Source organism: Salmonella enterica subsp. diarizonae (assembly GCF_008692785.1).
Lineage (GTDB): Bacteria > Pseudomonadota > Gammaproteobacteria > Enterobacterales > Enterobacteriaceae > Salmonella > Salmonella diarizonae.
Map to the genome: position 1 here is coordinate 1 of NZ_VXJV01000019.1, position 23487 is coordinate 23487.

The 23487-nt window shown below is 53.6% G+C and carries 20 protein-coding genes and 4 tRNA genes; 16 read left to right on the forward strand and 8 right to left on the reverse strand.

Translation table 11 applies throughout. The features are described 5' to 3' along the window. The 3 genes from F4V72_RS24260 to birA form a co-directional block, all read left to right on the forward strand. On the forward strand, positions 1-266 hold a 266-nt coding region (locus F4V72_RS24260), incomplete at its 5' end, for a hypothetical protein (RefSeq protein ID WP_211361527.1). Then, positions 226-1254 (forward strand): UDP-N-acetylmuramate dehydrogenase, encoded by a 1029-nt coding sequence (gene murB / locus F4V72_RS23565; protein ID WP_070790267.1) that lies wholly within the window; start codon positions 226-228, stop codon positions 1252-1254. The genes F4V72_RS24260 and murB, both read left to right, overlap by 41 nt. Beyond that, positions 1251-2213, forward strand: a complete 963-nt coding sequence (gene birA, locus F4V72_RS23570; protein ID WP_053510951.1) for a bifunctional biotin--[acetyl-CoA-carboxylase] ligase/biotin operon repressor BirA — start codon at positions 1251-1253, stop codon at positions 2211-2213. The genes murB and birA overlap by 4 nt, the downstream gene beginning before the upstream one ends. Positions 2214-2246: 33 nt before the next feature. Here birA and coaA read toward each other — a convergent pair whose 3' ends face one another. Next, on the reverse strand, positions 2247-3197 hold the full coding sequence (gene coaA, locus F4V72_RS23575; RefSeq protein ID WP_053510949.1) for a type I pantothenate kinase: 951 nt from the start codon (positions 3195-3197) through the stop codon (positions 2247-2249). A 208-nt stretch (positions 3198-3405) separates the two neighbouring features. Beyond that, entirely contained in the window at positions 3406-3579 is a 174-nt protein-coding gene (locus F4V72_RS23580) for a hypothetical protein (RefSeq protein WP_053510947.1), read from the reverse strand. Positions 3580-3598: 19 nt separating this feature from the next. On the opposite strand from F4V72_RS23580, the gene F4V72_RS23585 reads away from it, so the two are divergent. The 13 genes from F4V72_RS23585 (at position 3599) to rpoC (ending at position 17789) form a co-directional block, all read left to right on the forward strand. After that, positions 3599-3674: transfer RNA gene (locus F4V72_RS23585), tRNA-Thr, on the forward strand. An 8-nt stretch (positions 3675-3682) separates the two neighbouring features. Beyond that, positions 3683-3767, forward strand: a tRNA-Tyr gene (locus F4V72_RS23590). Between the two features lie 116 nt (positions 3768-3883). After that, positions 3884-3958: transfer RNA gene (locus F4V72_RS23595), tRNA-Gly, on the forward strand. A 6-nt stretch (positions 3959-3964) separates the two neighbouring features. After that, positions 3965-4040, forward strand: a tRNA-Thr gene (locus F4V72_RS23600). Between the two features lie 115 nt (positions 4041-4155). Beyond that, positions 4156-5340: an elongation factor Tu gene (tuf, locus tag F4V72_RS23605; RefSeq protein WP_000031748.1), complete on the forward strand. Its 1185-nt coding sequence runs from the start codon at positions 4156-4158 to the stop codon at positions 5338-5340. 229 nt (positions 5341-5569) lie between these two features. Beyond that, positions 5570-5953, forward strand: coding sequence for a preprotein translocase subunit SecE (gene secE / locus F4V72_RS23610; RefSeq protein WP_001275691.1), 384 nt, complete (start codon positions 5570-5572; stop codon positions 5951-5953). Between the two features lies 1 nt (position 5954). Further along, positions 5955-6500 carry a transcription termination/antitermination protein NusG gene (nusG, locus tag F4V72_RS23615; RefSeq protein ID WP_001287521.1) on the forward strand — a complete coding sequence of 182 codons (546 nt, stop codon included), beginning with the start codon at positions 5955-5957 and terminating at the stop codon, positions 6498-6500. Positions 6501-6657: 157 nt separating this feature from the next. Continuing rightward, on the forward strand, positions 6658-7086 hold the full coding sequence (rplK, locus tag F4V72_RS23620; RefSeq protein WP_001085926.1) for a 50S ribosomal protein L11: 429 nt from the start codon (positions 6658-6660) through the stop codon (positions 7084-7086). A gap of 3 nt (positions 7087-7089) precedes the next feature. Continuing rightward, on the forward strand, positions 7090-7794 hold the full coding sequence (gene rplA, locus F4V72_RS23625; protein WP_001096676.1) for a 50S ribosomal protein L1: 705 nt from the start codon (positions 7090-7092) through the stop codon (positions 7792-7794). A 420-nt stretch (positions 7795-8214) separates the two neighbouring features. Further along, positions 8215-8712 carry a 50S ribosomal protein L10 gene (rplJ, locus tag F4V72_RS23630; RefSeq protein WP_001207203.1) on the forward strand — a complete coding sequence of 166 codons (498 nt, stop codon included), beginning with the start codon at positions 8215-8217 and terminating at the stop codon, positions 8710-8712. A 66-nt stretch (positions 8713-8778) separates the two neighbouring features. Continuing rightward, positions 8779-9144, forward strand: coding sequence for a 50S ribosomal protein L7/L12 (gene rplL / locus F4V72_RS23635; RefSeq protein ID WP_000028879.1), 366 nt, complete (start codon positions 8779-8781; stop codon positions 9142-9144). A gap of 316 nt (positions 9145-9460) precedes the next feature. Next, entirely contained in the window at positions 9461-13489 is a 4029-nt protein-coding gene (gene rpoB, locus F4V72_RS23640) for a DNA-directed RNA polymerase subunit beta (protein ID WP_023247911.1), read from the forward strand. 76 nt (positions 13490-13565) lie between these two features. Then, on the forward strand, positions 13566-17789 hold the full coding sequence (gene rpoC, locus F4V72_RS23645) for a DNA-directed RNA polymerase subunit beta' (RefSeq protein ID WP_023247912.1): 4224 nt from the start codon (positions 13566-13568) through the stop codon (positions 17787-17789). Positions 17790-18105: 316 nt separating this feature from the next. Here the strand turns inward: rpoC and thiH are convergent, their stop codons facing one another. From thiH to thiC, 6 genes are read right to left on the reverse strand one after another with little or no spacing between them, the layout of a single operon-like run. Next, positions 18106-19251, reverse strand: a complete 1146-nt coding sequence (gene thiH / locus F4V72_RS23655; protein WP_070803211.1) for a 2-iminoacetate synthase ThiH — start codon at positions 19249-19251, stop codon at positions 18106-18108. Continuing rightward, positions 19248-20018: a thiazole synthase gene (thiG, locus tag F4V72_RS23660; protein WP_053510943.1), complete on the reverse strand. Its 771-nt coding sequence runs from the start codon at positions 20016-20018 to the stop codon at positions 19248-19250. The genes thiH and thiG overlap by 4 nt, the downstream gene beginning before the upstream one ends. Before the next feature lies 1 nt (position 20019). After that, complete coding sequence (gene thiS / locus F4V72_RS23665) at positions 20020-20220, reverse strand: sulfur carrier protein ThiS (RefSeq protein WP_023247915.1); 201 nt, start codon at positions 20218-20220, stop codon at positions 20020-20022. Next, positions 20201-20959 carry a HesA/MoeB/ThiF family protein gene (locus F4V72_RS23670; RefSeq protein WP_053510941.1) on the reverse strand — a complete coding sequence of 253 codons (759 nt, stop codon included), beginning with the start codon at positions 20957-20959 and terminating at the stop codon, positions 20201-20203. Before F4V72_RS23670 ends, thiS begins: the two co-directional genes overlap by 20 nt. Beyond that, positions 20952-21587, reverse strand: coding sequence for a thiamine phosphate synthase (thiE, locus tag F4V72_RS23675; protein ID WP_023247917.1), 636 nt, complete (start codon positions 21585-21587; stop codon positions 20952-20954). The genes F4V72_RS23670 and thiE overlap by 8 nt, the downstream gene beginning before the upstream one ends. After that, on the reverse strand, positions 21587-23482 hold the full coding sequence (thiC, locus tag F4V72_RS23680; protein WP_023247918.1) for a phosphomethylpyrimidine synthase ThiC: 1896 nt from the start codon (positions 23480-23482) through the stop codon (positions 21587-21589). Before thiC ends, thiE begins: the two co-directional genes overlap by 1 nt. Positions 23483-23487 lie beyond the last annotated feature (5 nt).

The window sequence follows — 23487 nt, forward strand, 5'->3', positions numbered from 1 at the left end:
GGGTGGCGGGCAGGGCGCCCGCCATAAACTGCCAGGCATCGAATAGTGAAGAAGCCCATCCTGACGGATGGGCTTTTTTGCGTCTGTGGCCGGGTATGCACTGCCGGATGGCGGCTCCGCCTTATCCAGCCTACAGGGACGTACAGATCCACCCTCGATATAACCGCAAGCCTTCCCAACACAGATACGGTAAACTATTGCCGATTGAGTATCAGGAAAGCAGCCATGACCCATTCCCTAAAACCCTGGAATACCTTCGGCATTGATCATTGTGCAAAGCACATCGTATGCGCTGAAAACGAACAACAACTACTGAGCGCCTGGCAGCAGGCAACTCGTGAGGGACTGCCGGTTATGATCCTGGGTGAAGGAAGCAACGTCCTGTTTCTGGAAAATTACGCCGGCACCGTGATCCTTAACCGCCTGAAAGGTATTGAGGTAAAGGAAACGGCAGAGGCGTGGCATCTGTATGTTGGCGCCGGAGAGAACTGGCATCAACTCGTTCGCTACGCGCTGGACAACAACATGCCCGGCCTGGAGAATCTGGCGCTCATCCCTGGCTGCGTTGGTTCCTCGCCTATACAGAATATTGGCGCGTATGGTGTAGAACTACAGCGCGTCTGCGACTACGTTGACTGCGTTGAACTGGAAACGGGAAAACGTCTGCGTTTGTCCGCGGCGGAATGCCGTTTCGGCTATCGTGACAGTATCTTCAAACATGAATATCAGGATAGCGTTGCGATCGTCGCGGTGGGTCTGCGTCTGTCAAAACAATGGCAGCCGGTGTTGACCTATGGCGATCTTACTTGTCTGGACCCGAAAACGGTCACCGCGCAACAGGTGTTTGATGCTGTATGCCATATGCGCACCACAAAATTGCCGGACCCTAAAGTGAATGGCAATGCGGGCAGCTTTTTTAAAAATCCCGTTGTCGCAGCCGATATCGCCATGGAACTGTTGGAACGATTTCCCAACGCGCCGCATTACCCTCAGGCAGACGGCTCAGTGAAGCTGGCGGCAGGCTGGCTGATTGACCAATGCCAGTTGAAAGGCGTCACCATTGGCGGCGCTGCGGTGCATCGCCAACAGGCGCTGGTACTGATTAATGCTAATGATGCGACAAGTAAAGACGTGGTGGCGCTGGCGCATCATGTCCGGCAAAAAGTGGGGGAAAAATTTAATGTCTGGCTGGAGCCTGAGGTTCGCTTTATTGGTCAGTCCGGAGAGGTGAACGCTGTGGAGAGCATTGCATGAAAGATACTACCGTTCCCCTGACGCTGATCTCGCTACTTGCCGACGGAGAGTTTCACTCAGGCGAGCAGTTGGGTGAATGGCTGGGAATGAGCCGCGCGGCAATTAATAAACATATCCAGACATTACGCGACTGGGGGGTAGATGTATTTACCGTTCCCGGGAAAGGATATAGCTTACCGGAACCCATCCAGTTACTGGATGCTGACCGTATTCATAGCCAACTGGATAGCGGAAACGTGGCGGTATTGCCTGTTATCGATTCAACGAATCAGTATTTACTTGATCGAATTAGCGAGCTGCGCTCAGGCGATGCCTGTGTAGCAGAATACCAACAGGCGGGGCGTGGTCGTCGTGGGCGTAAATGGTTCTCACCGTTTGGCGCGAATCTATATCTCTCAATGTATTGGCGTCTGGAGCAGGGACCTGCAGCGGCAATAGGCCTGAGTCTGGTCATTGGAATTGTGATGGCGGAAGTGCTGCGTGAACTGGGCGCTGACAAAGTTCGCGTGAAGTGGCCTAACGACCTCTACCTGCTGGATCGCAAATTGGCTGGTATTTTGGTCGAGTTAACCGGTAAAACGGGCGATGCCGCACAAATAGTGATTGGCGCTGGTATTAACATGGCAATGCGTCATGTAGAAGAGGACGTGATAAATCAGGGATGGATCACGTTGCAGGAGGCCGGAATTACGCTCGATCGCAATATGCTGGCTGCAAAGCTGATTTATAAGCTACGCGCTGCGCTTGAACTTTTTGAGCAAGAAGGTCTTTCGCCTTATCTTTCGCGCTGGAAAAAACTGGATAATTTTATTGATCGTCCGGTAAAACTGATTATTGGCGACAAAGAAATATTTGGTATTTCTCGCGGCATTGATACTCAGGGCGCATTATTGCTTGAACAGGATGGCGTGATTAAACCCTGGATGGGGGGAGAAATATCTCTGCGGAGCGCCGAATAGTAAAAAGGGGAGTCGTTGCTCCCCTTTCTTCTATTATTTTCGTAATCTTACCTGTTCTACCGCATGGTTGGCGCTCTTGGTCATAATAAGGCTGGCACGTTCTCGCGTGGGTAAGATATTTTGTTTTAAATTCAACCAGTTAATTTCTTTCCAAAGCGAAGCAGCTATATTAACTGCTTCTTCTTTAGATAATTTTGCATAATTGTGGAAATAAGAGTCAGGATCGGTAAATGCCCCTTCACGGAATTTCAGGAAGCGATTGATATACCATGTCTGAAGAAGTTCTTCTGGCGCATCAACGTAAATAGAGAAATCAACGAAATCAGAGACAAATACATGGTGCGGATCGTGAGGATAATCCATACCGCTTTGTAAAACATTTAAACCTTCAAGAATCAATATATCAGGCTGAGCGACGGTTTTATCCCCTTCAGGAATAACATCGTAAATCAAATGAGAATAGACTGGCGCCGTCACGTTCGGTACGCCCGACTTGAGGTCAGAAACGAATTTCACCAGTCGGTGCATATCATACGATTCGGGAAACCCCTTTTTCTTCATTAACCCGCGTTCTTTCAACACCTGGTTTGGGTGGAGGAAGCCGTCTGTAGTAATCAATTCAACACGGCGGTGTTCCGGCCAGCGGCTCAGCAACGCTTGCAGAACGCGCGCTGTCGTGCTTTTACCCACTGCGACGCTGCCCGCGATACTGATGATATAAGGGATTCGTTGGCCGTTAGTGCCCAGAAACTGTTCCAGGACAGCCTGACGACGCAGATTTGAACTGATATAAAAATTTAGCAAACGGGAGAGGGGTAAATATATTTCTGCAACTTCTTCCAGCGATAAATCTTCATTAATGCCTTTTAACTGCGCGATCTCATCCTCGGTCAGAGTCATCGGCACAGAATCGCGAAGCGCAGCCCACTGGCTGCGATCAAACTGTAGGTAAGGCGTCATTAACGATTGCTCTTTTATACTCATAAGCATGTTTCTGGCTGCTATTGCTACATCAGTTTAGCGATGAACGAGAGCCATCCCTGACATGCAACGGCACGTCACATTTAAGTTAATTTGGACAATGGGCAGGAGGGTAACACCAGATGGGGAGGAATAATAAGAAAAAATCTCGCTGTGAAAGCTATCGCTGAGAAGCAATGTGACGAATATACCAGATACAGAAGATTGCTTTTTATCGACGGCGCGTTGAAATACCGTGTCGTATCCTGGTTAGACGGTCAGTAAAATGCCGAAAATTTATGCTCTCTTGTTTGAAATTAGAGCATTTTTGTCTCTTATAGCGCAAAATGTGAGCGATAGAACATTTTATGCAATTTTTTAGTTGCATGAGCACGCAGGTCTCCATAGAATGCGCGCTACTTGATGCCGACTTAGCTCAGTAGGTAGAGCAACTGACTTGTAATCAGTAGGTCACCAGTTCGATTCCGGTAGTCGGCACCATCAAGTCCGGTGGGGTTCCCGAGCGGCCAAAGGGAGCAGACTGTAAATCTGCCGTCACAGACTTCGAAGGTTCGAATCCTTCCCCCACCACCATTTTCGGCCACGCGATGGCGTAGCCCGAGACGATAAGTTCGCTTACCGGCTCGAATAAAGAGAGTTTCTCTCGATATTCAGTGCAGAATGAAAATCAGGTAGCCGAGTTCCAGGATGCGGGCATCGTATAATGGCTATTACCTCAGCCTTCCAAGCTGATGATGCGGGTTCGATTCCCGCTGCCCGCTCCAAGATGTGCTGATATAGCTCAGTTGGTAGAGCGCACCCTTGGTAAGGGTGAGGTCGGCAGTTCGAATCTGCCTATCAGCACCACTTCTTTTCTCCTTCCTGTTTTTCTCTTCTGTTTATTAGCATTCAACAAGTCGGGCGTGTTGCCTGGTTGATGTGGTGATATCACCGATTTATCCGTGTCTTAGAGGGACAATCGATGTCTAAAGAAAAGTTTGAACGTACAAAACCGCACGTTAACGTCGGTACTATCGGCCACGTTGACCATGGTAAAACAACGCTGACCGCTGCCATCACTACCGTACTGGCTAAAACCTACGGCGGTGCCGCTCGCGCATTCGACCAGATCGATAACGCGCCGGAAGAAAAAGCGCGTGGTATCACCATCAACACTTCTCACGTTGAATACGATACCCCGACCCGCCACTACGCACACGTAGACTGCCCGGGCCACGCCGACTATGTTAAAAACATGATCACCGGTGCTGCGCAGATGGACGGCGCGATCCTGGTTGTTGCTGCGACTGACGGCCCGATGCCGCAGACCCGTGAGCACATCCTGCTGGGTCGTCAGGTAGGCGTTCCGTACATCATCGTGTTCCTGAACAAATGCGACATGGTTGATGACGAAGAGCTGCTGGAACTGGTAGAAATGGAAGTTCGTGAACTTCTGTCTCAGTACGACTTCCCGGGCGACGACACGCCAATCGTTCGTGGTTCTGCTCTGAAAGCGCTGGAAGGCGACGCAGAGTGGGAAGCGAAAATCATCGAACTGGCTGGCTTCCTGGATTCTTACATCCCGGAACCAGAGCGTGCGATTGACAAGCCGTTCCTGCTGCCGATCGAAGACGTATTCTCCATCTCCGGTCGTGGTACCGTTGTTACCGGTCGTGTAGAGCGCGGTATCATCAAAGTGGGCGAAGAAGTTGAAATCGTTGGTATCAAAGAGACTCAGAAGTCTACCTGTACTGGCGTTGAAATGTTCCGCAAACTGCTGGACGAAGGCCGTGCAGGTGAGAACGTAGGTGTTCTGCTGCGTGGTATCAAACGTGAAGAAATCGAACGTGGTCAGGTACTGGCTAAGCCGGGCACCATCAAGCCGCACACCAAGTTCGAATCTGAAGTGTATATTCTGTCCAAAGATGAAGGCGGCCGTCATACTCCGTTCTTCAAAGGCTACCGTCCGCAGTTCTACTTCCGTACCACTGACGTGACTGGCACCATCGAACTGCCGGAAGGCGTGGAGATGGTAATGCCGGGCGACAACATCAAAATGGTTGTTACCCTGATCCACCCGATCGCGATGGACGACGGTCTGCGTTTCGCAATCCGTGAAGGCGGCCGTACCGTTGGCGCGGGCGTTGTTGCTAAAGTTCTCGGCTAATCGCTGATAACATTTGACGCAATGCGCAATAAAAGGGCATCATTTGATGCCCTTTTTGCACGCTTTTACACCAGAACCTGGCTCATCAGTGATTTTATTTGTCATAATCATTGCTGAGACAGGCTCTGTAGAGGGCGTATAATCCGAAAGGCGAATAAGCGTTTCGATTTGGATTGCCTCGCGATTGCGGGGTGAAAATGTTTGTAGAATACTTCTGACAGGTTGGTTTATGAGTGCGAATACCGAAGCTCAAGGGAGCGGGCGCGGCCTGGAAGCGATGAAGTGGATAGTTGTTGCCATATTGCTGATCGTCGCAATCGTCGGCAACTACCTCTATCGCGACATGATGCTGCCGCTGCGTGCGCTGGCCGTAGTAATTCTGATTGCTGCAGCGGGTGGTGTCGCGCTGTTGACGACAAAAGGTAAAGCAACCGTTGCTTTTGCCCGTGAAGCGAGAACCGAAGTCCGTAAGGTCATTTGGCCGACTCGCCAGGAAACGCTACACACCACGCTGATCGTCGCTGCGGTTACCGCAGTTATGTCACTGATCCTGTGGGGACTGGATGGTATTCTGGTTCGCCTGGTATCCTTTATCACTGGCCTGAGGTTCTGAGATGTCTGAAGCACCTAAAAAGCGCTGGTACGTCGTTCAGGCGTTTTCCGGTTTTGAAGGCCGCGTAGCCACATCGCTGCGCGAGCATATCAAATTACACAACATGGAAGAGCTGTTTGGCGAAGTCATGGTCCCGACTGAAGAAGTCGTTGAGATACGTGGCGGCCAGCGTCGCAAAAGCGAACGCAAATTCTTCCCGGGGTACGTTCTGGTCCAGATGGTCATGAACGACGCAAGCTGGCACCTGGTGCGCAGCGTGCCGCGTGTGATGGGCTTTATCGGCGGTACGTCTGACCGTCCGGCGCCGATCAGCGACAAAGAAGTCGATGCGATCATGAACCGCCTGCAGCAGGTTGGCGATAAGCCGCGGCCGAAAACTCTGTTTGAACCGGGTGAAATGGTTCGTGTTAACGACGGTCCGTTCGCAGACTTTAACGGCGTTGTCGAAGAAGTTGATTATGAGAAGTCTCGCCTGAAAGTGTCTGTTTCTATCTTCGGTCGTGCGACCCCGGTAGAGCTGGACTTCAGCCAGGTTGAGAAAGCGTAAGGCTGCGATCAAAAAAGCAGCGATCTAATCGTTGCATAGGGCGCGAAATTGACATACAATTTCGCGCCTTTTGTTTTTATGGGCCTTATGCCCATAAAGCGATATTTATCACGGGGAGCTTCTCTGAAGCGATACTACCCAATTCGAGGAATTTAGAATGGCTAAGAAAGTACAAGCCTACGTCAAGCTGCAGGTTGCAGCTGGTATGGCGAACCCGAGTCCGCCGGTTGGTCCAGCACTGGGTCAGCAGGGTGTGAACATCATGGAATTCTGCAAAGCGTTCAACGCAAAAACGGATTCCATCGAAAAAGGTCTGCCGATTCCGGTTGTTATTACCGTTTACGCTGACCGTTCTTTCACCTTCGTTACCAAAACGCCTCCGGCAGCTGTTCTGCTGAAAAAAGCGGCTGGTATCAAGTCTGGTTCCGGCAAGCCGAACAAAGACAAAGTAGGTAAAATTTCCCGCGCTCAGCTGCAGGAAATCGCGCAGACCAAAGCTGCCGACATGACCGGTGCCGACATTGAAGCGATGACTCGCTCCATCGAAGGTACTGCACGTTCCATGGGCCTGGTAGTGGAGGACTAAGAAATGGCTAAACTGACCAAGCGTATGCGCGTGATCCGTGAGAAAGTTGATGCGACCAAACAGTACGACATCAACGAAGCTATTGCCCTGCTGAAAGAGCTGGCCACTGCTAAATTCAACGAAAGCGTTGACGTTGCCGTTAACCTCGGCATCGACGCTCGTAAATCTGACCAGAACGTTCGTGGCGCGACTGTACTGCCGCACGGTACTGGCCGTTCTGTTCGCGTTGCCGTATTTACCCAGGGTCCGAACGCTGAAGCAGCTAAAGCTGCTGGCGCTGAGCTGGTAGGTATGGAAGATCTGGCTGACCAGATCAAGAAAGGCGAAATGAACTTTGACGTTGTTATTGCTTCTCCGGATGCAATGCGCGTTGTTGGCCAGCTGGGCCAGGTTCTGGGTCCGCGCGGCCTGATGCCAAACCCGAAAGTCGGTACTGTTACCCCTAACGTTGCTGAAGCGGTTAAGAACGCTAAAGCAGGTCAGGTTCGTTACCGTAACGACAAAAACGGCATCATCCACACCACCATCGGTAAAGTGGACTTTGACGCTGACAAACTGAAAGAAAACCTGGAAGCTCTGCTGGTTGCGCTGAAAAAAGCAAAACCGAGCCAGGCGAAAGGTGTGTACATCAAGAAAGTTAGCATCTCCACCACCATGGGTGCTGGCGTTGCCGTTGATCAGGCTGGTCTGAGCGCATCTGCGAACTAAGATTAGTCTTTACGTGGGCGGTGATTTTGTCTACAATCTTACCCCCACGATTCTGTTGAAATATAACAGAGCACTATGCGAGTCATTTGAATTGCAGCAAGGCAGCAAGTGAGTGAATCGCCAGGAGCATAGTTAACTATGTGACTGGTGTGAACGAGCGCAGCTAACACAGCTACGGTTCAAAGGACGAAGTCATAGAAAGAATTTGTTCGTTGGAGCCTGGCCTATCCAGGCCTCCGTCGAAGACCGCAGGCGTCTCGCAAGAGGCTTAATCCCCTGCGTAGACGGTGACAGAACGCTAAGATTATTTTTTGATACTCTGGCTTGTTTCTGCTCACCGTATTAAGACGCTCTTCTCGTTGAGATGAGTGAAGTGAGTTCCGGAACATGAGTTCCGGCAAACATCCAGGAGCAAAGCTAATGGCTTTAAATCTTCAAGACAAACAAGCGATTGTTGCTGAAGTCAGCGAAGTAGCCAAAGGCGCGCTGTCTGCAGTAGTTGCGGATTCCCGTGGCGTAACTGTAGATAAAATGACTGAACTGCGTAAAGCAGGTCGTGAAGCTGGCGTATACATGCGTGTTGTTCGTAACACCCTGCTGCGCCGCGTCGTTGAAGGTACTCAGTTCGAGTGCCTGAAAGACACGTTTGTTGGTCCGACCCTGATTGCATACTCTATGGAACACCCGGGCGCTGCTGCTCGTCTGTTCAAAGAGTTCGCGAAAGCGAATGCAAAATTTGAGGTCAAAGCTGCAGCCTTTGAAGGTGAGCTGATCCCGGCGTCTCAGATCGACCGCCTGGCAACTCTGCCGACCTACGAAGAAGCAATTGCACGCCTGATGGCAACCATGAAAGAAGCTTCGGCTGGCAAACTGGTTCGCACACTGGCTGCTGTACGCGATGCAAAAGAAGCTGCGTAATCGTAGTTGTCTTTATCAAGCATTTGCTTACGTATAAACTTATTCTGATATTCAGGAACAATTTAAATGTCTATCACTAAAGATCAAATCATTGAAGCAGTTGCAGCTATGTCCGTAATGGACGTTGTAGAACTGATCTCTGCAATGGAAGAAAAATTCGGTGTTTCCGCTGCTGCTGCTGTCGCTGTAGCTGCTGGTCCGGTTGAAGCTGCTGAAGAAAAAACTGAATTCGACGTAATTCTGAAAGCTGCTGGCGCTAACAAAGTTGCTGTTATCAAAGCAGTACGTGGCGCAACTGGTCTGGGCCTGAAAGAAGCTAAAGACCTGGTAGAATCTGCTCCGGCCGCTCTGAAAGAAGGCGTGAGCAAAGATGACGCTGAAGCACTGAAAAAATCTCTGGAAGAAGCTGGCGCTGAAGTTGAAGTTAAATAAGCCAACCCTTCCGGTTGCAGCCTGAGAAATCAGGCTATGGCTGGTGACTTTTTAGTCACCAGCCTTTTTGCGCTGTAAGGCGCCAGTAGCGTTTCACACTGTTTGACTACTGCTGTGCCTTTCAATGCTTGTTTCTATCGACGACTTAATATACTGCGACAGAGCGTGTGTTCTGTGTAAATCGCAATGAAATGGTTTAAGCGTGATAGCAACAGGCATTGCGGAAAGTATCCATTTTCCGGTCAACAAAATAGTGTTGCACAAACTGTCCCCCGCAGGACAGATGGGTCGACTTGTCAGCGAGCTGAGGAACCCTATGGTTTACTCCTATACCGAGAAAAAACGTATTCGTAAGGATTTTGGTAAACGTCCACAAGTTCTGGATGTACCTTATCTCCTTTCTATCCAGCTTGACTCGTTTCAGAAGTTTATCGAGCAAGATCCTGAAGGGCAGTACGGCCTGGAAGCAGCTTTCCGTTCCGTGTTCCCGATTCAGAGCTACAGCGGTAATTCCGAGCTGCAGTACGTCAGCTACCGCCTTGGCGAACCGGTGTTTGACGTTCAGGAATGTCAGATCCGTGGTGTGACCTATTCCGCACCGCTGCGCGTAAAACTGCGTCTGGTGATCTACGAGCGCGAAGCGCCGGAAGGCACCGTTAAAGACATTAAAGAACAAGAAGTCTACATGGGCGAAATTCCGCTCATGACCGACAACGGTACCTTTGTTATCAACGGTACTGAGCGTGTTATCGTTTCTCAGTTGCACCGTAGTCCGGGCGTCTTCTTTGACTCCGACAAAGGTAAAACCCACTCTTCGGGTAAAGTGCTGTATAACGCGCGCATCATTCCTTACCGTGGTTCCTGGCTGGACTTCGAATTCGATCCGAAGGACAACCTGTTCGTGCGTATCGACCGTCGTCGCAAACTGCCTGCGACTATCATTCTGCGCGCGCTGAACTATACCACTGAGCAGATTCTGGATCTGTTCTTTGAAAAAGTGGTCTTTGAGATCCGCGACAACAAGCTGCAGATGGAACTGGTGCCGGAACGCCTGCGCGGCGAAACCGCTTCCTTTGACATTGAAGCTAACGGCAAAGTGTACGTTGAGAAAGGCCGCCGTATTACTGCGCGCCATATCCGTCAGTTGGAAAAAGACGATATCAAGCATATCGAAGTTCCGGTTGAGTACATTGCGGGCAAAGTCGTCTCTAAAGACTACGTTGACGAATCTACCGGCGAGTTGATCTGCGCGGCGAACATGGAGCTGAGCCTGGATCTGCTGGCTAAGCTGAGCCAGTCTGGTCACAAGCGTATCGAAACGCTGTTTACCAACGATCTGGACCACGGCCCGTACATTTCTGAAACGGTACGCGTCGACCCAACCAACGATCGCCTGAGCGCGCTGGTAGAAATCTACCGTATGATGCGTCCTGGCGAGCCGCCGACACGCGAAGCGGCTGAAAGCCTGTTCGAGAACCTGTTCTTCTCCGAAGACCGCTATGACCTGTCTGCGGTGGGTCGTATGAAGTTCAACCGTTCTCTGCTGCGCGAAGAAATCGAAGGTTCCGGTATCCTGAGCAAAGACGACATCATTGATGTGATGAAGAAGCTCATCGATATCCGTAACGGCAAAGGCGAAGTAGATGATATCGACCACCTCGGCAACCGTCGTATCCGCTCCGTAGGCGAAATGGCGGAAAACCAGTTCCGCGTTGGCCTGGTGCGTGTAGAGCGTGCGGTGAAAGAGCGTCTGTCTCTGGGCGATCTGGATACCCTGATGCCTCAGGATATGATCAACGCCAAGCCGATTTCCGCAGCAGTGAAAGAGTTCTTTGGTTCCAGCCAGCTGTCTCAGTTTATGGACCAGAACAACCCGCTGTCTGAGATTACGCACAAACGTCGTATCTCCGCACTCGGCCCAGGCGGTCTGACCCGCGAACGCGCAGGCTTTGAAGTTCGAGACGTACACCCGACGCACTACGGTCGCGTATGTCCTATCGAAACGCCTGAAGGTCCGAACATCGGCCTGATCAACTCCCTGTCCGTGTACGCACAGACTAACGAATATGGCTTCCTTGAGACGCCGTACCGTCGTGTGGTTGATGGCGTGGTCACTGACGAAATTCATTACCTGTCTGCTATCGAAGAAGGCAATTACGTTATCGCTCAGGCGAACTCCAACCTGGATGACGAAGGCCACTTTGTAGAAGACCTGGTAACGTGCCGTAGCAAAGGCGAATCCAGCTTGTTCAGCCGTGATCAGGTTGACTACATGGACGTTTCCACCCAGCAGGTGGTCTCCGTCGGTGCGTCCCTGATTCCATTCCTGGAACACGATGACGCCAACCGTGCATTGATGGGTGCGAACATGCAACGTCAGGCGGTTCCGACGCTGCGCGCTGATAAGCCGCTGGTAGGCACCGGTATGGAACGTGCTGTCGCCGTCGACTCCGGTGTTACTGCAGTGGCTAAACGTGGCGGTACTGTTCAGTACGTGGATGCTTCCCGTATCGTTATCAAAGTTAACGAAGACGAGATGTACCCGGGCGAAGCGGGTATCGACATCTATAACCTGACCAAATACACCCGTTCTAACCAGAACACCTGTATCAACCAGATGCCATGTGTGTCTCTGGGCGAGCCGGTTGAACGCGGCGACGTGCTGGCAGACGGTCCGTCCACCGACCTCGGTGAACTGGCGCTCGGTCAGAACATGCGCGTGGCGTTCATGCCGTGGAACGGCTACAACTTCGAAGACTCCATCCTCGTTTCCGAGCGTGTTGTTCAGGAAGACCGTTTCACCACCATCCACATTCAGGAACTGGCGTGTGTGTCCCGTGACACCAAGCTGGGGCCGGAAGAGATCACTGCTGATATCCCGAACGTAGGTGAAGCTGCGCTCTCCAAACTGGATGAATCCGGTATCGTTTACATCGGCGCGGAAGTGACCGGCGGCGACATTCTGGTCGGTAAGGTGACGCCGAAAGGTGAAACCCAGCTGACGCCGGAAGAGAAACTGCTGCGTGCTATCTTCGGTGAGAAAGCGTCTGACGTTAAAGACTCTTCTCTGCGCGTACCTAACGGTGTCTCCGGTACGGTTATCGACGTTCAGGTCTTTACTCGCGATGGCGTAGAAAAAGACAAACGTGCTCTGGAAATCGAAGAGATGCAGCTCAAGCAGGCGAAAAAAGACCTGTCTGAAGAACTGCAAATCCTCGAGGCGGGCCTGTTTAGCCGTATCCGTGCGGTGCTGGTTGCTGGCGGCGTTGAAGCTGAGAAGCTCGACAAACTGCCGCGCGATCGCTGGCTGGAACTCGGTCTGACCGACGAAGAGAAACAAAATCAGCTGGAACAACTGGCTGAGCAATATGACGAACTGAAACACGAGTTCGAGAAAAAACTCGAAGCGAAACGCCGTAAAATCACCCAGGGCGACGATCTGGCGCCGGGCGTGCTGAAGATCGTGAAGGTCTATCTGGCTGTTAAACGCCGTATCCAGCCGGGTGATAAGATGGCAGGTCGTCACGGTAACAAGGGTGTTATCTCTAAGATCAACCCGATCGAAGACATGCCTTACGATGAAAACGGCACGCCGGTAGACATCGTACTGAACCCGCTGGGCGTACCGTCTCGTATGAACATCGGTCAGATTCTGGAAACCCACCTGGGTATGGCTGCGAAAGGTATTGGCGACAAGATTAACGCCATGCTGAAACAGCAGCAGGAAGTCGCGAAACTGCGCGAGTTCATCCAGCGTGCCTACGATCTGGGCGCTGACGTTCGTCAGAAAGTCGACCTGAGCACCTTCAGCGATGATGAAGTGCTGCGTCTGGCAGAAAACCTGCGCAAAGGTATGCCGATTGCCACACCAGTGTTCGACGGTGCGAAAGAAGCGGAAATCAAAGAGCTGCTGAAACTGGGCGACCTGCCGACCTCCGGTCAGATCACCCTGTTCGATGGTCGTACGGGTGAACAGTTCGAGCGTCCGGTAACCGTCGGTTACATGTACATGCTGAAACTGAACCACCTGGTTGATGACAAGATGCATGCGCGTTCTACCGGTTCTTACAGCCTGGTTACTCAGCAGCCGCTGGGTGGTAAGGCGCAGTTCGGTGGTCAGCGCTTCGGGGAGATGGAAGTGTGGGCGCTGGAAGCTTACGGCGCCGCCTACACCCTGCAAGAAATGCTCACCGTTAAGTCTGATGACGTCAACGGTCGTACCAAGATGTATAAGAACATCGTGGACGGCAACCATCAGATGGAACCGGGTATGCCGGAATCCTTCAACGTTCTGTTGAAAGAGATCCGCTCGCTGGGCATCAACATCGAACTGGAAGACGAGTAATTCTCGCTCAAACAGGTCACTGGTGTCGGGGTAAAACCCGACACCAGATTGTGCTAACTCCGACGGGAGCAAATCCGTGAAAGATTTATTAAAGTTTCTGAAAGCGCAGACTAAAACCGAAGAGTTTGATGCGATCAAAATTGCTCTGGCTTCGCCAGACATGATCCGTTCATGGTCTTTCGGTGAAGTTAAAAAGCCGGAAACCATCAACTACCGTACGTTCAAACCTGAGCGTGACGGCCTTTTCTGCGCCCGTATCTTTGGGCCGGTAAAAGACTACGAGTGCCTGTGCGGTAAGTACAAGCGCCTGAAACACCGCGGTGTGATCTGTGAGAAGTGCGGCGTTGAAGTGACCCAGACCAAAGTACGCCGTGAGCGTATGGGCCACATCGAGCTGGCGTCTCCGACTGCGCATATCTGGTTCCTGAAATCTCTGCCGTCCCGTATCGGCCTGCTGCTCGATATGCCGCTGCGCGATATCGAACGCGTGCTGTACTTCGAATCCTATGTGGTTATCGAAGGCGGTATGACCAACCTGGAACGCCAGCAGATCCTGACTGAAGAACAGTATCTGGACGCGCTGGAAGAGTTCGGTGACGAATTCGATGCCAAGATGGGTGCGGAAGCTATCCAGGCCCTGCTGAAGAGCATGGATCTGGAGCAAGAGTGCGAAACTCTGCGCGAAGAGCTGAACGAAACCAACTCCGAGACCAAACGTAAGAAGCTGACCAAGCGTATCAAACTGCTGGAAGCCTTCGTACAGTCTGGCAACAAGCCGGAGTGGATGATCCTGACCGTTCTGCCGGTACTGCCACCAGATCTGCGTCCGCTGGTTCCGCTGGACGGCGGTCGTTTCGCAACGTCGGATCTGAACGATCTGTATCGTCGCGTGATTAACCGTAACAACCGTCTGAAGCGTCTGCTGGATCTGGCTGCGCCGGACATCATCGTACGCAACGAAAAACGTATGCTACAGGAAGCGGTAGACGCCCTGCTGGATAACGGTCGTCGTGGTCGTGCGATCACCGGTTCCAACAAACGTCCTCTGAAATCTTTGGCCGACATGATCAAAGGTAAACAGGGTCGTTTCCGTCAGAACCTGCTCGGTAAGCGTGTTGACTACTCCGGTCGTTCTGTTATCACCGTAGGGCCATACCTGCGTCTGCATCAGTGCGGTCTGCCGAAGAAAATGGCGCTGGAGCTGTTCAAACCGTTCATCTACGGCAAGCTGGAACTGCGTGGCCTCGCCACCACCATCAAAGCCGCGAAGAAAATGGTTGAGCGCGAAGAAGCTGTCGTCTGGGATATCCTGGACGAAGTGATCCGCGAGCACCCGGTACTGCTGAACCGTGCGCCGACATTGCACCGTCTGGGTATCCAGGCGTTTGAACCAGTCCTGATCGAAGGTAAAGCTATCCAGCTACACCCGCTGGTGTGTGCGGCATACAACGCCGACTTCGATGGTGACCAGATGGCTGTTCACGTACCGCTGACGCTGGAAGCCCAGCTCGAAGCGCGTGCGCTGATGATGTCGACCAACAACATCCTGTCCCCGGCGAACGGCGAACCTATCATCGTTCCGTCTCAGGACGTGGTATTGGGTCTGTACTATATGACCCGTGACTGTGTTAACGCCAAAGGCGAAGGCATGGTGCTGACGGGCCCGAAAGAAGCTGAGCGTATTTATCGCGCTGGCCTGGCCTCTCTGCATGCGCGCGTTAAAGTGCGTATCACCGAATACGAAAAAGATGAAAACGGCGAATTCGTCGCGACCACCAGCCTGAAAGACACGACCGTTGGCCGTGCGATTCTGTGGATGATCGTACCGAAAGGTCTGCCTTTCTCCATCGTCAACCAGGCGCTGGGTAAGAAAGCGATCTCCAAAATGCTGAACACCTGTTACCGTATTCTGGGCCTGAAACCGACCGTTATTTTTGCGGACCAGACGATGTACACCGGCTTTGCTTATGCAGCGCGTTCAGGTGCGTCCGTTGGTATTGATGACATGGTCATCCCGGAGAAAAAACACGAGATCATCTCTGAGGCGGAAGCCGAAGTTGCCGAGATCCAGGAACAGTTCCAGTCCGGTCTGGTGACCGCTGGCGAACGCTATAACAAAGTTATCGATATCTGGGCTGCGGCGAACGATCGTGTATCCAAAGCGATGATGGATAACCTGCAAACTGAAACCGTGATTAACCGTGACGGCCAGGAAGAGCAGCAGGTTTCCTTCAACAGCATCTACATGATGGCCGACTCCGGTGCGCGTGGTTCTGCGGCACAGATTCGTCAGCTTGCGGGTATGCGTGGTCTGATGGCGAAGCCAGATGGCTCGATCATCGAAACGCCGATCACCGCGAACTTCCGTGAAGGTCTGAACGTACTCCAGTACTTCATCTCCACGCACGGTGCGCGTAAAGGTCTGGCGGATACCGCACTGAAAACCGCGAACTCCGGTTATCTGACCCGTCGTCTGGTTGACGTCGCGCAGGATCTGGTGGTGACCGAAGATGACTGTGGTACGCACGAAGGTATCCTGATGACCCCGGTTATCGAGGGTGGTGATGTTAAAGAGCCGCTGCGCGATCGCGTATTGGGTCGTGTGACTGCGGAAGATGTGCTGAAGCCGGGCACGGCGGACATTCTGGTTCCACGTAACACGCTGCTGCACGAACAGTGGTGTGACCTGCTGGAAGCGAACTCCGTTGACGCCGTTAAAGTGCGTTCCGTTGTATCCTGCGATACCGACTTTGGTGTATGTGCGCACTGCTACGGTCGTGACCTGGCGCGTGGCCACATCATCAACAAAGGTGAAGCTATCGGCGTTATCGCGGCACAGTCCATCGGTGAACCGGGTACACAGCTGACGATGCGTACTTTCCACATCGGTGGTGCGGCATCTCGTGCGGCTGCTGAATCCAGCATCCAGGTGAAAAACAAAGGTAGCATCAAGCTCAGCAACGTGAAGTCGGTGGTGAACTCCAGCGGTAAACTGGTTATCACTTCCCGTAATACCGAACTGAAGCTGATCGACGAATTCGGTCGTACCAAAGAGAGCTATAAAGTGCCTTATGGCGCTGTCATGGCGAAAGGTGATGGCGAGCAGGTTGCCGGCGGCGAAACCGTTGCAAACTGGGACCCGCACACCATGCCGGTTATCACCGAAGTAAGTGGTTTCATCCGCTTCACTGACATGATCGACGGCCAGACCATTACGCGTCAGACCGATGAACTGACCGGTTTGTCTTCGCTGGTGGTTCTGGATTCGGCTGAACGTACTACCGGTGGTAAAGATCTACGTCCGGCGCTGAAAATCGTTGATGCTCAGGGTAACGACGTTCTGATCCCGGGTACCGATATGCCTGCGCAGTACTTCTTACCGGGTAAAGCGATTGTACAACTGGAAGATGGCGTACAGATCAGTTCTGGTGACACCCTGGCGCGTATTCCGCAGGAATCCGGCGGTACCAAGGATATCACCGGTGGTCTGCCGCGCGTTGCGGATCTGTTCGAAGCGCGTCGTCCGAAAGAGCCGGCCATTCTGGCGGAAATCGCAGGTATCGTTTCCTTCGGTAAAGAAACCAAAGGCAAACGTCGTCTGGTGATTACGCCGGTTGATGGTAGTGACCCGTACGAAGAGATGATTCCGAAATGGCGTCAGCTCAACGTGTTTGAAGGGGAACGTGTAGAACGTGGTGATGTGATTTCCGATGGCCCGGAAGCGCCGCACGACATTCTGCGTCTGCGTGGCGTTCATGCTGTGACGCGTTACATTGTTAACGAAGTCCAGGATGTATACCGTCTGCAGGGCGTTAAGATTAACGATAAACACATCGAAGTTATCGTTCGTCAGATGCTGCGTAAAGCTACCATCGAAAGCGCAGGCAGCTCCGACTTCCTGGAAGGCGAGCAGGTTGAATATTCCCGCGTCAAGATCGCTAACCGCGAGCTGGAAGCGAACGGCAAAGTGGGGGCTACCTTCTCCCGCGATTTGCTGGGTATCACCAAAGCGTCTCTGGCAACCGAATCGTTCATCTCTGCCGCATCGTTCCAGGAGACCACGCGTGTCCTGACCGAAGCAGCCGTTGCGGGTAAACGCGATGAACTGCGCGGCCTGAAAGAGAACGTTATCGTGGGTCGTCTGATCCCGGCCGGTACCGGTTATGCGTACCACCAGGATCGTATGCGCCGTCGCGCCGCGGGCGAGCAGCCGGCAACACCGCAGGTCACTGCGGAAGATGCATCTGCAAGCCTGGCAGAGCTGCTGAATGCAGGACTGGGCGGTTCTGACAACGAGTAATCGTTAAGTGCCCGGTGGCGCAAGCTTACCGGGCCTGGAGGAACCGTAGGTCGGGTAAGCGTAGCGACTCCCGACAGTAAAACCCGCTTCGGCGGGTTTTTTTACGCCTGATGAATACGTTTGTCATTTGTAAACCGCTATCCGGCAGCTAAGGCCTGTGCCGCTGGCAAGCTTGTAAGGGCAGGGCGAAAATGAGGAAGAAGCCTTTCGCCCTGGTCAGCTTCCGTTGCTGACCATGACACCATAAAAAAACGGGAGACTGGTAACAATCTCCCGTTTTGGCTTTTACGTCGCGTCACGAAAAAAAATAACGTGATTACAGGTTCCTGCAAGTTGCCTGCGAGCCACGTCCCAAAAAGCTCTCCCAGTCTTTCCACACGGGCTGTAACCCTTGCGCCGTTAGCGCGTCGGCAACGGCCTCGGGTCGGCGATCGTCATGCGGCGCAAATTGCTCAAGTTCAGGATGGTTATCCGCATATCCCCCCGGCTGCGTTTTCGAAAAGGCGCTGACGTTATTGATCGCCAGTGGTATGACATGGTCGCGGAACCTCGGAGACTCGCGGGTGGAGAGTGATAATTCAATTTCCGGCGCCAGTAGCCGGAAAGCGCAAATCGTTTGCACCAGTTGCTTTTCATCCATCAAAGACGCGGGTTCCACACCGCCAGTACACGGGCGCAGACGCGGGAAGGAAACAGAATAGCGACTCTGCCAGTAGTGTTTCTGCATCCACAGCACATGTTCAGCTAGCATATAGCAATCCACCCGCCAGTTGTCCGACAGACCAATTAGCGCGCCAAGACCGATTTTGTCGATACCTGCCCGGCCTAACCGATCCGGCGTTTCCAGCCGCCAGAAAAAGTCCTGTTTCTTTCCCTTCAGATGATGCTGTGCATAGATTGCCTCATGATAAGTCTCCTGATAAACCATCACGCCATCGATCCCCAGCGTTTTGAGCTCCGCGTAGTTTTCTTGCGACAAGGGCTGAACTTCCATCTGTAACGATGAAAACTGGCGGCGAATAGCCGGTAAATGACGGCGAAAATAGTCCATTCCTACTTTGGCCTGATGTTCCCCGGTCACCAGTAGAAGGTGCTCAAAGCCCAGTTTACGGATAGCGTCGCACTCCCTTTGAATATCTGGCTCATCCAGCGTTTTACGCTTAATGCGATTGCTCATCGAAAAACCGCAGTAGGTACAGTCATTGGCGCACAGGTTCGAGAGATAGAGCGGAACATAAAAGCTGACGGTATTGCCGAAACGCTGGCGGGTAAGCTTTTGCGCGCGCTGCGCCAGCGGCTCCAGGTAATCAGCGGCGGCGGGGGAGAGTAACGCCATCATATCCTCGCGGTTGAGGTGTGAAGCATTCAACGCCCGCGCCACATCGGCGGCAGTTTTGCTGTTGATGCGTAGCCGGATATCGTCCCATTCCAGTTGTCGCCAGCGATCGGTGAACGATTTCATACCGACGCCTCCAGGAAGCCGGTGAGCGGGCTGGTGGCGCTGGCATAGATGCTGCGATTACCCGGTACAGCCAGGCGAGCCAGTACGCCTGCTTCTACCGCCAGACGGAAAGCATTGGCCATCATTACCGGGTCATCCGCCACGGCAATCGCCGTGTTGACCAGCACCGCATCTGCGCCTATTTCCAGCGCCTGCGTGGCATGGCTGGGTACGCCGATACCCGCGTCCACGACCACCGGGACAGTAGCCTGCTGGATAATAATCTCCAGCATCGCGCGGGTTTCCAGCCCCTGATTGGAGCCAATCGGCGCGCCAAGCGGCATCACTGCCGCGCAGCCAACTTCTTCCAGCCGTTTACACAATACCGGGTCTGCGCCGCAGTAGGGCAACACCACGAACCCCTGTTTTACCAGCTCCCCGGCGGCTTTCAGCGTTTCAATCGGGTCTGGCAACAGCCAGCGGGCATCGGGATGAATCTCCAGCTTTAGCCAGTGCGTCCCCAGCGCTTCGCGCGCCAGTTGGGCAGCGAAGATCGCCTCTTCGGCGGTTTTCGCCCCTGAAGTATTGGGTAACAGCGTCACACCAGCCTCGAGAAGCGGCGCCAGGATGGCATCATTTGGCTTACGTAAATCGACGCGCTTCATTGCCAGCGTCACCAGTTGGCTGCCGGAGGCGCGGATGGCGTCGACCATTAGCTGTGCAGAAGCAAATTTCCCGGTGCCGGTGAACAGATGCGAATCAAACGTTTTATCGGCAATACGTAACATCTCAACCTCCTGCTATAACGTGAAAAAGCAGGATCTGGTCGCCTTCCTGCACGATATGTTGCCGCCACCGCTCGCGTGGCAGAATCTGTTGATTTAGCGCCAGCGCTGCGCCCGGTTTAAGCTGATTGAGTTGCGTGAGCAGCTCACTGACGGTTTGTCCCTCTGCGCACTGCATCGGTTCATCATTGAACTGAATCTGCATGTTGCCCTCCACAGACCGGGCAGTCGCTGGCGCGATGCAGCGCCAGGCTGCGCCACTGGCTGGTTTTACCGTCAAACAGGCGCAGCTCGCCGCTCGGCGTTTCCATCCCACTGAGGAATTTGATTGCCTCCAGCGCCTGCAAGGCACCCATGACGCCAACGACGGGACCGACGATACCTGCGGTACGGCAGTTGCGCTCTGGCTCCACATCGTCTGACCACAGGCAACGGTAACAGCCTTGCTCCCACGGTGGCGTCAGTATCATCAACTGGCCGCCAAAGCCGACGGCGCTGGCGGTAATTAATGGTGTATTCAGTGCCACGCAGGCGACGTTGATCTCCTGACGGGTCGCCATGTTGTCGGTACAGTCGAGCACGACGTCGGCACGCGCTACCGCGTTCTTAAGCACATCGCCAGTCAGACGCTGTTTCAATACGATCAGCTCGCTGCCGGGGTTGAGCCGCGCCAGCCGTAGCTTCGCCGCCTGCGCCTTCGGGTGGGCGATATCGTCGGTGGTGAACAGAATTTGCCGCTGGAGATTGCTCAAGTGAACATCGTCATCGTCCGCCAGCGTCAGCGTACCAACGCCTGCGCCCGCCAGATAGAGTGCCGCAGGCGAACCCAATCCGCCTAAGCCGACAATCAATACATGACTATTGAGCAACTTTTGCTGGCCTTCAATCGCAATATCGCCGAGCAGGATCTGGCGGCTATAGCGCATAAAATCATGGTCATTCATCGCCGACTCCTGCGATTGCAAGTAACTGTTGCGTAGCGGCGCGCCAGTCGGCGGCCTGGGTGATGGCGCTGACCACGGCAATACTGCCGACGCCGGTCGCCAGCACCGCAGGGGCGCGTTCCACACTGATACCGCCAATCGCCACGGTGGGGTAATCCGCCAGACGTTCAATATGCCGCGCCAACTGTTTCAGTCCCTGCGGGGCGGAAGGCATCTGCTTGGTTTGCGTCGGGAAGACGTGGCCGAGGGCGATGTAGGAAGGACGAGCGGCGAGCGCTATGTCGATTTCCATATCATCATGCGTTGAGACGCCCAGGCGTAAACCGGCGGCCCGAATGGCGCTCAGGTCGGTGATCTCCAGGTCTTCCTGACCCAGATGCACGCCCCAGGCGTTGTGCTTAATCGCCAGACGCCAGTAATCGTTGATAAACAGACGGGCATTGTAACGACGCCCAAGCGCAATGGCCGCGACCACATCCGCTTCGACGTCGTCATCGCGCTTGTCTTTGATGCGAAGCTGGATGGTGCGTACGCCCGCCGCCAGCAGGCGCTCAACCCACGTTACACTATCGACCACCGGATAGAGACCTAAGCGGAAAGGGACGGGGGGAAAGTTAGGCTGGTACATTACGCTTCCTCCCGCTTCAGATAGATTTCGCCGCCTTTAGCGCGGAAGCTCTCCGACATATCGGCCATTCCCACTTCGATAGTTTGCGCGGCGGCATAGTCGCGCACTTCCTGGCTGATTTTCATTGAGCAGAATTTTGGCCCGCACATCGAGCAGAAGTGCGCCACTTTGCCGGATTCTTGCGGCAGGGTTTCGTCGTGCCAGGCGCGGGCGGTGAACGGGTCGAGCGCCAGGTTAAACTGATCTTCCCAGCGGAATTCAAAACGCGCTTTCGACATCGCGTTATCGCGGATCTGCGCGCCTGGGTGGCCTTTCGCCAGGTCAGCGGCGTGGGCGGCAATCTTATAGGCGATCAGCCCCTGCTTAACGTCTTCTTTGTTCGGCAGACCGAGGTGCTCTTTCGGTGTGACGTAGCACAACATCGCGCAGCCAAACCAGCCGATCATCGCCGCGCCAATGCCGGAGGTGAAGTGGTCATAACCCGGCGCGATATCGGTGGTCAGCGGCCCTAAGGTATAAAACGGCGCTTCATGGCAGTGCTCCAGCTCTTCGGTCATATTGCGGCGGATCATCTGCATCGGAACATGTCCCGGGCCTTCAATCATTACCTGTACGTCGTATTCCCAGGCGATTTTGGTCAGCTCGCCCAGCGTATGCAGTTCGGCAAACTGCGCGTCGTCATTGGCGTCCTGAATGGAACCCGGTCGCAGCCCGTCGCCCAGCGAGAGTGAGACGTCATAGGCGGCGCAGATTTCACAAATCTCGCGGAAGTGCTCATACAAGAAGTTCTCTCTGTGATGAGAAAGACACCACTTCGCCATGATCGAGCCGCCGCGCGAGACAATGCCGGTCAGGCGTCTGGCGGTCATCGGCACGTAGCGCAGCAGTACACCGGCGTGAATAGTGAAATAGTCTACCCCTTGTTCCGCCTGTTCCAGCAGAGTATCGCGGAAGGCTTCCCAGGTAAGATCCTCGGCGATCCCGTTGACCTTCTCCAGCGCCTGGTAGATCGGCACGGTGCCGATTGGCACCGGGCTATTACGCAGGAGCCACTCACGGGTTTCGTGTATATAGCGCCCGGTGGAGAGATCCATCACCGTATCCGCCCCCCAGCGTGTCGACCACACCAGTTTTTCGACCTCTTCTTCGATGGAGGAGGTCACCGCCGAGTTGCCGATATTGGCGTTGACCTTCACCAGGAAGTTGCGGCCAATAATCATCGGTTCCGATTCCGGATGATTGATGTTAGCGGGGATGATGGCGCGTCCGGCGGCGACTTCATCGCGCACAAACTCCGGGGTGATGTTTTCCGGCAGGCGCGCGCCGAAGCTTTCTCCGGGATGCTGGTGGCGCAGCACTTCACTGCGGATACGCTCCCGGCCCATGTTTTCACGGATGGCGATAAACGCCATTTCCGGCGTCACGATCCCGTTACGGGCATAATGAAGTTGCGTCACGCGGTGTCCGGCTTTGGCGCGTTTTGGCGTTAACAGACCGGTAAAGCGCAATGCGTCAAGCCCTTCATCCGTCAGACGTTCGCGGGTATAGGCAGAACTGCGGTCAGAAAGCGTTTCTACATCAGCCCGCGCTTCAATCCACGGCTGGCGTAGCTTTGCCAGACCCTGCTGGATGTTGATGGCGATATCCGGATCACCGTACGGGCCGGAGGTGTCATACACTGGAATCGCTTCATTTTCTTCATACTGCGGGTGGTCTTTCGTTCCGCTAATCAATGTCGGGCTAAGCTGAATTTCGCGCATCGGTACGCGAATATCATGCTGCGAACCGGTAACGTAGATGCGTTTCGAGTTGGGAAACGCGGTGCCTTCCAGCGTATCGATAAAATGCTGGGCTTTAGCGCGCTGCTCGCGGCGGGTTAATTTTGTTGTAGACATAGCTC

Bases quoted from the DNA above. Each gene is read 5' to 3' on its own strand.
- murB (WP_070790267.1), top strand. From the start codon at position 226: ATGACCCATTCCCTAAAACCCTGGAATACCTTCGGCATTGATCATTGT.
- birA (WP_053510951.1), top strand. From the start codon at position 1,251: ATGAAAGATACTACCGTTCCCCTGACGCTGATCTCGCTACTTGCCGAC.
- coaA (WP_053510949.1), bottom strand. From the start codon at position 3,197: ATGAGTATAAAAGAGCAATCGTTAATGACGCCTTACCTACAGTTTGAT.
- F4V72_RS23580 (WP_053510947.1), bottom strand. From the start codon at position 3,579: ATGGAGACCTGCGTGCTCATGCAACTAAAAAATTGCATAAAATGTTCT.
- tuf (WP_000031748.1), top strand. From the start codon at position 4,156: ATGTCTAAAGAAAAGTTTGAACGTACAAAACCGCACGTTAACGTCGGT.
- secE (WP_001275691.1), top strand. From the start codon at position 5,570: ATGAGTGCGAATACCGAAGCTCAAGGGAGCGGGCGCGGCCTGGAAGCG.
- nusG (WP_001287521.1), top strand. From the start codon at position 5,955: ATGTCTGAAGCACCTAAAAAGCGCTGGTACGTCGTTCAGGCGTTTTCC.
- rplK (WP_001085926.1), top strand. From the start codon at position 6,658: ATGGCTAAGAAAGTACAAGCCTACGTCAAGCTGCAGGTTGCAGCTGGT.
- rplA (WP_001096676.1), top strand. From the start codon at position 7,090: ATGGCTAAACTGACCAAGCGTATGCGCGTGATCCGTGAGAAAGTTGAT.
- rplJ (WP_001207203.1), top strand. From the start codon at position 8,215: ATGGCTTTAAATCTTCAAGACAAACAAGCGATTGTTGCTGAAGTCAGC.
- rplL (WP_000028879.1), top strand. From the start codon at position 8,779: ATGTCTATCACTAAAGATCAAATCATTGAAGCAGTTGCAGCTATGTCC.
- rpoB (WP_023247911.1), top strand. From the start codon at position 9,461: ATGGTTTACTCCTATACCGAGAAAAAACGTATTCGTAAGGATTTTGGT.
- thiH (WP_070803211.1), bottom strand. From the start codon at position 19,251: ATGAAATCGTTCACCGATCGCTGGCGACAACTGGAATGGGACGATATC.
- thiG (WP_053510943.1), bottom strand. From the start codon at position 20,018: ATGTTACGTATTGCCGATAAAACGTTTGATTCGCATCTGTTCACCGGC.
- thiS (WP_023247915.1), bottom strand. From the start codon at position 20,220: ATGCAGATTCAGTTCAATGATGAACCGATGCAGTGCGCAGAGGGACAA.
- F4V72_RS23670 (WP_053510941.1), bottom strand. From the start codon at position 20,959: ATGAATGACCATGATTTTATGCGCTATAGCCGCCAGATCCTGCTCGGC.
- thiE (WP_023247917.1), bottom strand. From the start codon at position 21,587: ATGTACCAGCCTAACTTTCCCCCCGTCCCTTTCCGCTTAGGTCTCTAT.
- thiC (WP_023247918.1), bottom strand. From the start codon at position 23,482: ATGTCTACAACAAAATTAACCCGCCGCGAGCAGCGCGCTAAAGCCCAG.